The following is a 12,066-nucleotide window of genomic DNA, read 5'->3' on the forward strand; positions in this document are numbered from 1 at the left end:
TGCCCGGCAAGCGGCGTGAGCCTCCTTCTTTCCACGTATGCAGCCGGCACCGCCGCCCGAGCCAACCCACGCACCTTTCCATTGCCGACACGCGCGGGACGAGGCGCGCGGTCGACGGCTGTGGCCGGTGGTGCGCCTAGGGTGACGGCGTCCGAGCATTCCGGCCGGAGAAGGGCAGGACCCATGCGTACCGTCTTCATCCACGGTGAGATCGAGCAGTACCACTCGGCGAAGGAAGCACTGATCGAGCGATTCGGCGCCCGGTCCGGCGACAAGGCCGCCGGCGAGGACGGTGCCGACGACCGTGTGCTGCTCACGGTACTGCTCGACGACAAGCTCGTCCGGGACGGCCTGATCGCGCGCTGGTCCGCGCGGGATCTGGAGCGGTTCCTGACCGAGACGGCGCCCCGGAAGTTGATCCTCGACGACTGGTCGGCGGTTCCCGGGCTCCTGCACCGGTGGGTCGACTTCCTCGCCGAGACCGATCTGCCCACCTCCGGCCACTGTCCGGTGTCCGAGTTGCACGCGGTCGTCGACCGCGCCACTCCCGAGTACCTGGAGTCGATGGCGAACCCGGTCGAGTGGGGCTCGGCGAAGTTCTGGTCGGAGACGATGGCCGAGCACGGCGTCGACACGGACGACGACAGCGCAGTGGAGCGGTTCTTCGCGGCGGTCGACAGCGGTGCCGTGGAGGTCGACGAGGAGCTCGTCGAGGCCGTCGAGGCCCGGGAGCAGCTCGAACCGTTGCCGCAGCCCGCGTACTGGCTGCCTCCCGTGCCCGACCTCGGCGGGGAGGACACCGACGTTTCCGGAGCGCAGGTGGTGGCGTGGATGCGCGGGCTGCTCGACTGGGTCGGTCGGGGTCGCAAGCTCGCGGCTACGGGTGAGGTCGCGGGCTCGGAGCTCGACGAGCTGGCGGCGGATCTCGGGGTGGCCGACGACGGGTTCCAGGTGGGGATGCTGCTCGAGTGGGCCACCCGCGCCCATCTCGTTCGCAACACCGGCGAACGGTTGGTCCGCACCCGGATCAGCGGTCCTCTGCTCGAACGGCCCGGAGTGCTGTGCAAGCGGCTCTGGGAGTCCTTTCTGCTGCTCGAGGACGTCTTCCTCGAGGAATTCGAGGAGCTCGAGCAGCTCGCGGTGGGCGAGTCGGTGTTCCTGCATCTCGTGCAGGGCACGCTGCACGTGCTTCATTCTCGGGTCGATCCGCTCCCGCTGGAACTTCTGGTTTCCCTGACGGCCGAGTCCCTGTTGAACGAGGAGGGGCAGGAAGCGGTCGAGATCGGTACCGGTGAGCGCGCTGCTCTGCGGGACGTGCTGCGGCGGATACTTCGGCAGTGGGAATCGCTCGGAGTGGTTCGCACGTCCGTGGACGACCGTGGTGAGACGGCCGCGCTGATCGGCTCCGCCGTGCCGCAGGACACCGAACCGGATCACACGGTGGTCGAGTTGATGCCGTTCGGGCGGGAGTGTGCTCGCCACCACCTGGAAGCCCTGGGTTTCGTGGTGCCCACTGTGGACGACATGGCTCGGCACTCGGCGGAGGTAATGGTGCTGGCGGTTCAGGATTGCTCCCCGCGGACCGGTGAGCGGGTGATCTCTGCGTGGTTCGAGGCGCGCGGACGGCAGGCTGCCTGCGCCGAGCTGACGGCGTTGCTGCGCACGGTGGATGATCCTCTCGTGCGGCTGGGTGCGCTGTCGGTGCTGGAGCACGCGGATTCCGATGGTGTGCACGCGGTTCGGCAGCTGTGCGCGGACACCATTGCGGGCCCGGCGGTGAGGATGTGGCTGCAGGAGCGGGTGGCGGACGGCGAGGTGGCGGTTCAGCCCGGTGATGCGGTGATGTTCGCGCTGGACAGTATGTCGGTGGCGGCGGAGGAGGACGTGGAGGCGTTCCTGTCGGAGCTCCGGGAGTCAGCGACGACGGATCAGATCGCACTGCTCGAGCAGATCGCCCGGGTGCCGCATTCCCGTGCGAGCAGTGTCCTGGAGGTGATTGCCGGGCAGCATCCGGACTCCAGGGTCGCGAGTGTGGCGCGGCGGTCGCTCGAGAAGGTTCGCGGCACCTGAGACGGGAGCACGAACACATCACAGCGGGCGCAACCATCGCTTCGAGAAGTTGCCGGCTTCGAACGTGTCAGCCTGTGGCGGCGAGGTCGCGGAGCGCGCCGGGCAGTTCGGCGATGTCGTCGAGCACGCGGTGTGCCTGCTGCCGATCCTGCTCGCCCGGTGGGAAATGCGGGTTGGGCACGGCGATGACGGTGGTCTCCGCGGCCGCGGCGGCACGCAGTCCGCTGCCGGAGTCCTCCACGGCCGCACACTCCTGTGCGGGTAGGCCGAGGCCGTGGGCTGCTCGGAGGTAGACGTCGGGGGCGGGTTTGCCCGCGCCGACTTCCTCGCTGGAGACCGTGCAGCGCACGGTATCGCCGAGTCCGGTGACGTCGAGGAAGGCTCGGATGATCCGGGGTGGTGCCGAGCTGGCGATGGCGATGGGGAAGTCACCGGCGATGATGCGCACGGCTTCCACGGCATGGGGCAGGACGGGCGGCTGGTCGGCGTAGAACTGGGCCATCCGGTCGATGACGGCTTCGGCGGTGCGCTCCGGGGTGAGCTGGACGCCGAGTTGCTCCACGAGGTAGCGGGCCCACTCGGGGGTGCTCATGCCCATCATGGCTTCGGTGGCTCCCTCGGCCCATTCGCCGCCGTTTTCGGCGACGACGTCGCGTCGCATCCGGTCCCAGAGGTGTTCGGAGTCGACGAGAACGCCGTCGAGGTCGAAGATCACGGCTCGTACGTGTGCGGTTGGCTGTTCCACGGGCTCATCGTAGGAGTTGTGTCGCCGTGTGGCTCGGTACGAGCACGCGGTGTGCAGGCATCGCGTCGGCATGTTCACGATCGCGTCTCGGTTTGGTGTGGTGCACGCCGCCGGGGCCGCTCGGGCGGCAGAGTGGTGGCATGTTCAAGAAATTGCTGGCAGCGGTCGGTGTGGGTGGCGCCGAGGTCGAGACGGAGCTGCACACGCCCGGGGTGCAGCCCGGTGGTGTGGTCCAGGGTGTGGTCCGTTTGCGGGGCGGTGAGGTCGCGCAGGAGATCGGCGGGGTGTTCGTCGAGCTGGTGACGCGGGTGGAGCACGAGGTCGGCGATGACGAGGTCGAGGCGATGCGTGGTTTCCACCGGGTTCAGGTGGCGGGTGGTGTCGAGCTGGAGTCGGGCCGGATCGCCGAGTTGCCGTTCAGCCTTCCGGTGCCGTGGGAAACGCCGATCACGCATGATCGGGACCACCCCTTGCGGGGTTCTGTGGTCTCGGTGCGGACCACGTTGGACATCCGAGGTGCGGTCGACGCCACGGATACGGATCCGATCGGTGTGGGGGCGTTGCCTGCCCAGCACGTCCTGCTGGAGGCGGTGGAGCGGCTCGGGTTCCGGTTCCACAAGGCGGATGTGGAGGCGGGGCAGCTGCGTGGGACCCGGCAGCGGCTGCCGTTCTACCAGGAGATCGAGTTTTCCGGTTCGCCGCATTATCGGCGTCTCAACCAGCTCGAGGTGAGTTTCGTCGCCGACGAGCACGGGATGGATGTGGTGCTGGAGGCCGACAAGAAGGCCGGGTTGCTCGGCGGCGGCCGGGATCTGATCAACATGCTGCGGGTGGACTACGGCACGGTGCACAGCATCGACTGGGCCCGCGAGCTGCATCCGGTGCTGGAGTCCATGGGCAGCGGCCGGTTCTGAGAGGGCGGGGCTCCGCCCGGTGTGTGGTGCGCCGGCCATCCGGTTCGGTGCGGGGTGCGGATGCGGTGAGCCTGCTCATCGTGATGTGGCGCCCCACTCGTCATTCCTTTAGTGTGGCTAACGAATAGGTTTCCGGTGAAACGAGGGATGGCCACCGATGAGCGCCACAGGCGGCGTCCGGTTGCTGGACGTGTTCAAGGGCCAGCCGAAGGCCGTGTGGATCACCGCGTTCGCCGCGGTGATCGCCTTCATGGGCATCGGCCTGGTCGATCCGATCCTGCTGTCCATCGCCGATTCCCTGAATGCCCGCCCGGAACAGGTGACCCAGCTGTTCTCGTCCTACCTCGGTGTGCAGGTCGTGGCGATGCTGATCACGGGCGCGTTCAGCGCGCGATTCGGCGCCAAGCGCACCGTGGTGACCGGGCTCGTGCTGATCGTGCTGGCGACCGTGGCGTGCGCACTGGCGAGCACCATCGGCCAACTGATCGCGCTGCGGGCGGTGTGGGGACTCGGAAACGCCTTCTTCATCGCCACGGCGCTGTCGGTGATCGTGGGGGCGGCCAGTGGTGGCCAGCAGGCGGCGATCCTGCTGTACGAGGCGGCGCTGGGACTCGGCCTGTCGATGGGGCCACTGCTGGGCGCGCTGCTGGGGAATCTGTCCTGGCGCGGCCCGTTCGCCGGAACGGCGGTGCTCATGGCCGCCGCGCTCGTCCTGGCGGTCGGGTTCCTCCCGTCGGACAGCGGGGAGCGCAGGCCGCCGGTGCGGCTCACCGACCCGTTGCGTGCGTTGCGGCACGGTGGTCTGCTGCGGACCTCGCTCGGTTCGGCGCTGTACACGGCGGCGTTCTTCACAGTGCTGGCATGGTCTCCGTTCGTCCTGGAGTACGGGGCGATCGCGGTCGGCCTGGTGTTCTTCGGGTGGGGTCTGTGCGTGGCCGTTGCGGGAGTGACGCTGGCGCCGAAGCTGGCCGCCCGCTTCGGCGAGCGTTGCGGCACGGTGCTGGCGGTGCTGGCCTACGCGGCGCTGCTCGGGCTGATGACCATCGATTCCAAGGCGGTGGTGGTCGTGTGTGTGATCGCCAGCGGGCTGGCTTCGGGGCTGCTGAACACCCTGTTCACGGGGACCGCGATGAGTGTGAGTTCAGCCCCGCGCGCGGTGGCCAGCGCGGGGTACAACTTCTGCCGCTGGTTCGGTGGTGCCTTGGCGGCGACGCTGGTCGGTCATGCGGCGGCGTGGTTCGGTTCCTCGCAGGCACCTTTCGCCGTCGGTGCCGTGGCGTGTGTCCTGGCGGCGGGCTTGCTGCTGTCCGAACGGCGCGGATCCGGTCCGCTTCGGGTGCCCGATGAGGTGGCGGTCGCCGGCGAGAAGGCCTGAGCGGGCGCCACTTCTGCCCCCGGCTGTGTCCGGATCCGTTGACGGGCCGCACCGCGGCGCGAGGCAGGGCCGCAACCGGCGCCGCTGGTGAGCGGTATGCTGGCCGCCCGTGGACCAGGCCGATGAAACGCGGATTGACGGCGCGCAGCGCGACGAGCTGGCGCGTTTGGTGCGGGAGCTCACCGTGGTGCACGGGCGGGTGATGCTTTCCTCCGGCAAGGAGGCCGACTACTACGTCGACCTGCGGCGGGCGACGCTGCATCACACGGCGGCGCCGCTGATCGGGACGTTGCTGCGCCGGCTCACGGCGGATTGGGATTACGGCGCTGTCGGCGGGCTGACGCTGGGGGCCGATCCGGTCGCGGCCGCGATGCTGCACGCCTCCGGTGCGCCGCTGGACGCTTTCGTCGTCCGCAAGGACACCAAGACGCACGGCATGCAGCGCCGGATCGAGGGGCCGGAGGTGACCGGTCGGCGCGTGCTGGCCGTGGAGGACACCTCGACGACGGGAGGCAGCGTGCTGACCGCCGTGGAGGCGCTGCATGCCGAGGGGGCGCAGGTCGCGGGCGTGGCCACCGTCGTCGATCGCGATACCGGTGCCCGCGAGGCGATCGAGGCTGCCGGGCTGCCGTACCGCTCCCTGCTCGATCTGGCCGACCTCGGCCTGGCCTGAGCCACGGTGAGCGCGGAACCCGGCCCCACGGAGTGGGGCACGAGTGTCGGTGTCGGCCCGTGGGAGGGGCCGTGGCCGGACGACGATCGCTATGATCCCGAACTGCTCGAGCACGGCGACCGGCGCAACGTCGTCGACCAGTACCGGTACTGGCGCCGCAGCGCGATCGTGGCGGACCTGGACACCCGACGGCACGGCTTTCACGTGGCGATCGAGAACTTCCAGCACGACCACAACATCGGCACGGTGGTGCGCACGGCGAACGCTTTCGCCGCCAGCGCGGTGCACATCGTGGGGCGGCGGCGGTGGAACCGACGCGGCGCGATGGTGACCGATCGCTACCAGCACGTGCACCACCACCCCGATCTGGACGGGCTTCGCGCCTACGCCGTCGAGCACGGCCTGGCGGTCGTCGGGGTGGACAACACGCCGGGATCGCAGCCGCTCGAGCGGACGGCGTTGCCGCGCGACTGCATGCTGCTGTTCGGCCAGGAGGGGCCGGGACTGGGAACGGACTCCCACCGCGTCGCCGACCTGGTGGTCTCCATCGCCCAGTTCGGTTCGACCCGCTCGATCAACGCCGGCGTGGCGGCCGGGGTCGTGATGCACACCTGGGTGGCCCAGCATGCCCGGCTCGACGAAGCCTGGTGAGCATCCGGACCGGTGGTGTGCCCGTCCACAGGGTCTGCGGTGATGGCATCATGAGGATGCTCAGCAGCGGTGCCCCGTACCGGTGAGCACAGTCCGCTTGTCGAACGAGAAATGCAGGTCATGGCCAAGTCAGTGCGCACGTATGCAGCGAATGCGGTCCGTGGTGGCCTCATCGGTACCGCCGAGACCATCCCCGGTGTCAGCGGCGGGACCGTCGCCCTCGTCACCGGCGTTTACGAAGCGTTGATCGATTCCGCGGGGCACGTGGTCAGCGCGGTGAAGCTGACCGTGACCGACGTTCCGCGCGGTGCCGGGTTCTCCCGGGCCGGGGCGGAGCTGCGCCGTGTGCGCTGGGGTGTGGTGCTGCCGTTGCTGGTCGGCCTGGTGTGCGCGGCACTGGTGGCGGCCAAACTGCTGGAGCCGGTGCTCACCCACTACCCGACGCAGTCGCGCGCGATGTTCTTCGGTTTGGTGTTCGCCTCGCTGTGGGTGCCCATTTCGATGATCGAGTGGCCGTGGCGACTGCTCGACGTGGGGATCGCGGCGGCGATGGCCGCGCTGGCGTTCGTGCTCACCGGCCTGCCACCGACCTCGATCGCACCGAACCCGGTGGTGGTCGCACTCGCAGCTGCGGTGGCGGTGTGCGCGCTGGTGCTTCCGGGGGTTTCCGGTTCCTTCTTCCTGTTGACGCTGGGGTTGTACGAGCCGACGATTTCCGCGCTCAACGACAGGGACCTCGGCTACATCGCGACTTTCGGACTCGGTGCCGTGATCGGTCTCGCCCTGTTCGTCAAGGTGCTGCAGTGGCTGCTGGAGCACCGCCGCCGGATGACGCTCGTGGTGATGACCGGGCTGATGGCGGGTTGCCTGCGCGCATTGTGGCCGTGGCAGGGCACTGACCGCGAGCTGCTTGCCCCGGCCGGGAGCGTGACGGGCTCGGTGCTGTACTTCCTGCTCGGCGTGGCCGTGGTGGCGGTGCTGCTCGTGGCGGAGCATCTGGCCGGCCGCGGACAGGGCACGAACAGCGATTCCGACACCGTGCGGATCACGCACACCCGCTGAGGCCCACCTCGCCGGGCATCCGCGGGTGTTCGTGCACGGGTTGCGCGGGAGAGCTCACAGCAGGGAGACGATCCCCGCGAGGGCGCCCGCGACCAGGCCGAGCACCAACGCGGACAGCAGCAGCCGCAGGACGGGAAGCCGTGCCGGCCGCGGGGGCGGGGCGCCGCCCGAGGAAGTGGCGCCCGCTTCGGCGCCCGGGCCGGTGTTGCCCGCCGCCTGCGCGCGCAGCGCCGAGGACAGCTGCCGTTCGGGGTCGTCACCGGTGGGATCGCTCACGCTGCCAGGCTAGAGGGTGTCTCGTTGTGGACCGGACGCCCTCGGCGGTGCAGTCCACCGCTCGCGGAGGTCGTCGCCCGCCGTGCCGGTTCCGCACGGACTCGGCGTTCACCCGCCCGTGCCGGGAACCCAGGAACCGTCTTTCATGATCCGTCGTGGCCGCAGGTCCGCGTCCAGCACCACCAGGTCGGCGGCCAGGCCGGGCTGCAGCGCACCGACGCTGCCGGACAACCCGAGCAGGGCGGCCGGTGTCGTGGAACAGGCCAGGACCGCCTCGGTGATCGGCAACCCGCATCCGGTCACGAGGTTGCGCAGTGCCGCGTCCATGGTCAGCGTGCTCCCTGCCAGAGAGCCGTCGGCCAGCCTCGGTGCACCCTCGGTGACGGTGACGGCGAGGGGGCCGAGTTCGTAGGTTCCGTCCCCGGCAGCGGTAGCGCTGATCGCGTCGGTGATCGCGACCGTGCGTCCCGCTCCGGCCTGCTGGGCGGCCAGCCTCGCGGCAGTCGGGTGCAGGTGGACGAGGTCGCAGATCAGTTCGATCGTGACGCGCTCGTCGGCCAGGAGTGCTCCGACGGGTCCGGGGGCGCGGTGGTGCAGCGGTGGCATCCCGTTGAACAGGTGGGTCGCCACGGTCGCACCCGCCTCGACAGCGGGAATCACCTGCTCGAGCACGGCGTCGGTGTGGCCGACGGCGGCGAGAACACCGTGGTCGGTGAGGTGTCCGACGGCCGGTATCGCCCCGTCCAGTTCGGGAGCCAGTGTCATCATCCGGACCGTGCCCCGCCCGGCCGTCAGGATCCGGTCGATGGCCCGTCGGTCCGGCGGCCGCAGCAGGGAGGGATCGTGGGCTCCGCAACGCGCGGCCGACAGGAAGGGCCCCTCCAGGTGGATGCCCGCGAGCAACCCGTCGCTGACCTGCTCCCGCAGTGCGCCGATCTGGCTCACCAGGTCGGGCACAGAGGCCGTGACCAGGCTTGCCAGCATCGTCGTGGTGCCGTGCGCGCGATGCGTGGCCACCGCCGCCCGCACCTGATGCGGGTCGGGGCTGGTGAAGGAGCCGCCCCCGCCGCCGTGGCAGTGGATGTCGACGAATCCCGGCACGATCCAGTGGCCACCGACGTCGGTCGCGGGAGTGTCCGGGGGACTGCCCGTGCCGATCTCGATGACGATCCCGTCCGAGATGTGCACCCACCCGTCGACGGGGCCTCGAGGGGTGACGAGGTGCCCGCCCGTCAGGGTGAGTGCCCCGGCGGCGCCGGGACCGGCGGGAGCGGTGTAGGCGGTCACGGGGCAATCATCCGCCACGGGATTCGGCGAGCCGCGACGCGGGCCGCGCCTCGCCGGGACGAGGCCGGCGCTGTGCCTGCGGCCTTCAACTGCCCCGCATGATCTTCTGCAGTGCTTCCAGTGCACGGCTGGCGGTGGACTTCACGGTGCCCTTCGAAATGCCGGTGGCTTCGGAGATCTCGGCTTCCGACAGGTCGCCGTAGTACCGCAGCACCAGCACTTCCCGCTGTCGGGCGGGAAGCTCGCTCAGCGCCGCCACGATGGCCTGGTGTTCGGCGGTGAGCATCGCCAGCGACTCGGCCGAACGGGCGTCGGGCTGGTGCGGTGGCTGGTATTCGCGGGCGGTCTTGCGCCGTCGCAGGATCGAACGACTGCCGTTGACCACGGCCGTGCGCAGGTACCCGACCGCGGCTTTCGCGTCCCGCAAGCCGGACCAGTTGCGGTACAGGCCCGTGAACGCTTCCTGGACGACGTCCTCGGCGGTCGCGGGATCGTCCACGAGCAGGATCGCCAGGCGCACCATGCGCATGCGCTGATCGCGGTAGAGGTCCTCCAGGGTCAGTGGCTGGTTCGCCGTCTCGGCGACGGGGGGGTCGAGCGCGCGCAGGTGCCCGAGCGTCTGCTCGACCGAACGTTCGATGTCTGCTGTTCCGTCCCTGCCCACATCGTGGAAGGTACCGGCCGTGGTGGCCCGTGTCGCCATACCGGGTAGCGTCCGGAATCACACTGTAATTGATCAACATGATCGTCCGCCGGTGTTGTCGCCCGGTGATTCGATCAGCACAGCGGGACGAAAGGCTCTCCGAGATGGCGAGATTCGTGGTCGATCTGGTCTACAACGACAACCAGGAGCGCCGCATGGAGGTCCGGCCGGCCCATCGGGAGTACTCCAAGGCGTTGGCCGACCGGGGCATCCTGCTGGCTGCGGGACCCTACGCCGACGAGCGGGGCGCGATGCTGATCTACGAGGTGGCCGACGCCGTGGAGTTGCGCGAGGTACTCGCCGCGGATCCCTATGCGGAGGCCGAGGTCATCGCGGAGACCACCGTCCGCGAGTGGAACCCCGTGACCGGTAGCTGGGTCGGCTGAGACCCGCCCGATCGAGCGAGCTGATCACCGGGGATCGATCGCCGTGTGGCGCTTGTGCCGATCGCATTTCTGTGAGGATCACGACAGCGGCTGGCATCCGCCACGATCCGTGCCTTCACTGTGCACGAACGAAGGACGAACGAGCCACGCAGTGAGGCTTCCGGCCCGCGCTCTCCCCGCGCGGGCCGGGGATCGGTGTGCGCTTCCCTCGTCACCGCCACACCACTCCACCCCGAGGAGGACGACCGATGCCCATCGCGACCCCCGAGATCTACGCGGAGATGCTCGACACCGCCAAGGCGGGCGAGTTCGCCTACCCGGCCATCAACGTGACCTCGTCGGAGACGCTCAACGCGGCGCTGCGCGGTTTCGCCGAGGCCGAGAGTGACGGCATCGTCCAGGTCTCGACCGGTGGTTCGGAATTCGCCTCCGGCACCAAGGTCAAGGACATGGTCACCGGTGCGACGGCACTGGCCGAGTACGCCCACGTGGTCGCGGCCAAGTACCCGGTCAATATCGCGCTGCACACCGACCACTGTCCGGCCGACAAGCTCGACGGATTCGTCCGGCCGCTGATCGAGATCAGCCGCGAACGGGTCGGCCGCGGTGAGAACCCGCTGTTCCAGTCCCACATGTGGGACGGTTCGGCCGTCGAGCTGCACGAGAACCTGCGGATCGCCGAAGAGCTGCTGAAAGCCACTGCCGAAGCCAAGCAGATCCTGGAGCTGGAGGTCGGTGTCGTCGGCGGTGAAGAGGACGGGGTGTCCAACGACATCAACGAGAAGCTCTACACCGCGCCCGGCGACTACGAGCACACCGTCGAAGCGCTCGGCGCCGGCGAGCGGGGTCGGTACATGCTGGCCGCGACGTTCGGCAACGTGCACGGGGTGTACAAGCCGGGCAACGTCAAGCTCCGCCCGGAGATCCTCAAGCAGGGCCAGGAGGTCGCCTCCGAGAAGTTGGGCCTGCCTGCGGGCTCCAAGCCCTTCGATCTGGTCTTCCACGGTGGTTCCGGCTCGCTGCTGTCCGAGATCCACGAAGCGGTCTCCTACGGCGTGGTCAAGATGAACATCGACACCGACACCCAGTACGCCTTCACCCGGCCGATCGCCGATCACATGTTCAAAAACTACGACGGCGTGCTCAAGGTCGACGAGGAGGTCGGCAACAAGAAGGTCTACGACCCGCGCAGCTACCTCAAGGCCGCCGAGCAGTCCATGTCCGCTCGGGTGGCGCACGGCTGCGAGACCCTGAAGTCGGCCGGGCGGATGCTCGCGGGCTGACCGTGCCGCAGGCGGTGCCGGGTGGTGCGCGCGAGACGGCCCGGCACCGTCGAAAGGCCGTGTTCGGCCGCGGAGACCGGCCCGCGGCACCGGTGCGGCAACCGATTCCCGCCCTGGCAGGATGGGGCCATGACGCACGGGAACCTGCTCGAACCCCCCGAGACCCGGCTACCGGAGGACACCGAGGCACAGGCCGAACTGGACGCGGGCACCAACGCCACCGAGGTCGCCGCCCGCCACCCCACGTTCAGCGCCGCGTGGGCTCGGCTCGGTGAGCTGGCGCTGGAATCGGGCGAGGTCGTCGCCGCCTACGCCTATGCCCGCACCGGATACCACCGGGGTCTCGATGCGCTGCGCAAATCCGGCTGGAAGGGGTTCGGTCCGGTGCCGTGGAACCACCGCCCGAACCAGGGCGTGCTGCGAGCCGTCGCGGTGCTGGCCAAGGCCGCGCTGGCCATCGGTGAGGACGACGAGTACGACCGCTGCCACCAGTTGCTGGCCGACAGCGACCCCGCCGCGGTGGAAGCCACCGGCCTGGCCTGAGAGCCCTTCCGCGAACGTGAATGCCGCATCACGCGGAGATCGCGGGAAGGCGGTTTCGCCCGAAGCAGGCGCAAGGAGGCGTCCGGCATCCTCCGCCG

Annotated in this window: 13 protein-coding genes; 9 read left to right on the forward strand and 4 right to left on the reverse strand. The window is 69.5% G+C overall.

Annotated elements, in window-relative coordinates; genetic code table 11:
* The first annotated feature begins 183 nt into the window (after positions 1-183).
* Positions 184-2,070: a hypothetical protein gene (locus DFQ14_RS02085; RefSeq protein ID WP_114451278.1), complete on the forward strand. Its 1,887-nt coding sequence runs from the start codon at positions 184-186 to the stop codon at positions 2,068-2,070.
* Positions 2,071-2,137: 67 nt separating this feature from the next.
* Here DFQ14_RS02085 and DFQ14_RS02090 read toward each other — a convergent pair whose 3' ends face one another.
* Entirely contained in the window at positions 2,138-2,815 is a 678-nt protein-coding gene (locus tag DFQ14_RS02090; RefSeq protein WP_246195745.1) for an HAD family hydrolase, read from the reverse strand.
* 140 nt (positions 2,816-2,955) lie between these two features.
* Here DFQ14_RS02090 and DFQ14_RS02095 point away from each other — a divergent pair, with 140 nt between their 5' ends.
* The 5 genes from DFQ14_RS02095 to DFQ14_RS02115 all read left to right on the forward strand — a co-directional run bounded on the left by DFQ14_RS02095 (position 2,956) and on the right by DFQ14_RS02115 (position 7,490).
* Positions 2,956-3,729, forward strand: a complete 774-nt coding sequence (locus DFQ14_RS02095) for a sporulation protein (protein ID WP_114451279.1) — start codon at positions 2,956-2,958, stop codon at positions 3,727-3,729.
* 157 nt (positions 3,730-3,886) lie between these two features.
* Positions 3,887-5,104: an MFS transporter gene (locus DFQ14_RS02100; protein WP_114451280.1), complete on the forward strand. Its 1,218-nt coding sequence runs from the start codon at positions 3,887-3,889 to the stop codon at positions 5,102-5,104.
* A 109-nt stretch (positions 5,105-5,213) separates the two neighbouring features.
* A complete protein-coding gene (pyrE, locus tag DFQ14_RS02105; protein ID WP_246195746.1) occupies positions 5,214-5,777 on the forward strand; it encodes an orotate phosphoribosyltransferase in 564 nt (187 codons plus the stop codon).
* 6 nt (positions 5,778-5,783) lie between these two features.
* Positions 5,784-6,428 (forward strand): TrmH family RNA methyltransferase, encoded by a 645-nt coding sequence (locus tag DFQ14_RS02110; protein WP_114451281.1) that lies wholly within the window; start codon positions 5,784-5,786, stop codon positions 6,426-6,428.
* Positions 6,429-6,548: 120 nt separating this feature from the next.
* On the forward strand, positions 6,549-7,490 hold the full coding sequence (locus DFQ14_RS02115) for a DUF368 domain-containing protein (protein ID WP_114451547.1): 942 nt from the start codon (positions 6,549-6,551) through the stop codon (positions 7,488-7,490).
* 54 nt (positions 7,491-7,544) lie between these two features.
* On the opposite strand, the gene DFQ14_RS02120 is transcribed toward DFQ14_RS02115, so the two are convergent.
* The 3 genes from DFQ14_RS02120 to DFQ14_RS02130 form a co-directional block, all read right to left on the reverse strand.
* Positions 7,545-7,766 carry a hypothetical protein gene (locus DFQ14_RS02120; protein ID WP_114451282.1) on the reverse strand — a complete coding sequence of 74 codons (222 nt, stop codon included), beginning with the start codon at positions 7,764-7,766 and terminating at the stop codon, positions 7,545-7,547.
* Between the two features lie 108 nt (positions 7,767-7,874).
* Positions 7,875-9,053, reverse strand: coding sequence for an N-acetylglucosamine-6-phosphate deacetylase (gene nagA / locus DFQ14_RS02125; RefSeq protein ID WP_114451283.1), 1,179 nt, complete (start codon positions 9,051-9,053; stop codon positions 7,875-7,877).
* A gap of 85 nt (positions 9,054-9,138) precedes the next feature.
* Positions 9,139-9,756: a SigE family RNA polymerase sigma factor gene (locus DFQ14_RS02130; RefSeq protein WP_114451284.1), complete on the reverse strand. Its 618-nt coding sequence runs from the start codon at positions 9,754-9,756 to the stop codon at positions 9,139-9,141.
* A 104-nt stretch (positions 9,757-9,860) separates the two neighbouring features.
* On the opposite strand from DFQ14_RS02130, the gene DFQ14_RS02135 reads away from it, so the two are divergent.
* The 3 genes from DFQ14_RS02135 (at position 9,861) to DFQ14_RS02145 (ending at position 11,968) form a co-directional block, all read left to right on the forward strand.
* Complete coding sequence (locus DFQ14_RS02135; RefSeq protein WP_114451285.1) at positions 9,861-10,142, forward strand: YciI family protein; 282 nt, start codon at positions 9,861-9,863, stop codon at positions 10,140-10,142.
* A gap of 248 nt (positions 10,143-10,390) precedes the next feature.
* Positions 10,391-11,425: a class II fructose-bisphosphate aldolase gene (gene fbaA / locus DFQ14_RS02140; RefSeq protein ID WP_114451286.1), complete on the forward strand. Its 1,035-nt coding sequence runs from the start codon at positions 10,391-10,393 to the stop codon at positions 11,423-11,425.
* A gap of 129 nt (positions 11,426-11,554) precedes the next feature.
* On the forward strand, positions 11,555-11,968 hold the full coding sequence (locus DFQ14_RS02145) for a DUF3151 domain-containing protein (protein ID WP_114451287.1): 414 nt from the start codon (positions 11,555-11,557) through the stop codon (positions 11,966-11,968).
* Positions 11,969-12,066 lie beyond the last annotated feature (98 nt).

It is taken from the genome of Halopolyspora algeriensis, from assembly GCF_003337235.1.
Taxonomy (GTDB): Bacteria; Actinomycetota; Actinomycetes; order Mycobacteriales; family Pseudonocardiaceae; genus Haloactinomyces; species Haloactinomyces algeriensis.

What these genes read in the sequence shown, in the direction of transcription:
- DFQ14_RS02095 (WP_114451279.1), top strand. Translation starts at nt 2,956, where the DNA reads ATGTTCAAGAAATTGCTGGCAGCGGTCGGTGTGGGTGGCGCCGAGGTC.
- DFQ14_RS02145 (WP_114451287.1), top strand. Translation starts at nt 11,555, where the DNA reads ATGACGCACGGGAACCTGCTCGAACCCCCCGAGACCCGGCTACCGGAG.
- fbaA (WP_114451286.1), top strand. Translation starts at nt 10,391, where the DNA reads ATGCCCATCGCGACCCCCGAGATCTACGCGGAGATGCTCGACACCGCC.
- DFQ14_RS02135 (WP_114451285.1), top strand. Translation starts at nt 9,861, where the DNA reads ATGGCGAGATTCGTGGTCGATCTGGTCTACAACGACAACCAGGAGCGC.
- DFQ14_RS02085 (WP_114451278.1), top strand. Translation starts at nt 184, where the DNA reads ATGCGTACCGTCTTCATCCACGGTGAGATCGAGCAGTACCACTCGGCG.
- DFQ14_RS02115 (WP_114451547.1), top strand. Translation starts at nt 6,549, where the DNA reads ATGGCCAAGTCAGTGCGCACGTATGCAGCGAATGCGGTCCGTGGTGGC.
- DFQ14_RS02130 (WP_114451284.1), bottom strand. Translation starts at nt 9,756, where the DNA reads ATGGCGACACGGGCCACCACGGCCGGTACCTTCCACGATGTGGGCAGG.
- DFQ14_RS02100 (WP_114451280.1), top strand. Translation starts at nt 3,887, where the DNA reads ATGAGCGCCACAGGCGGCGTCCGGTTGCTGGACGTGTTCAAGGGCCAG.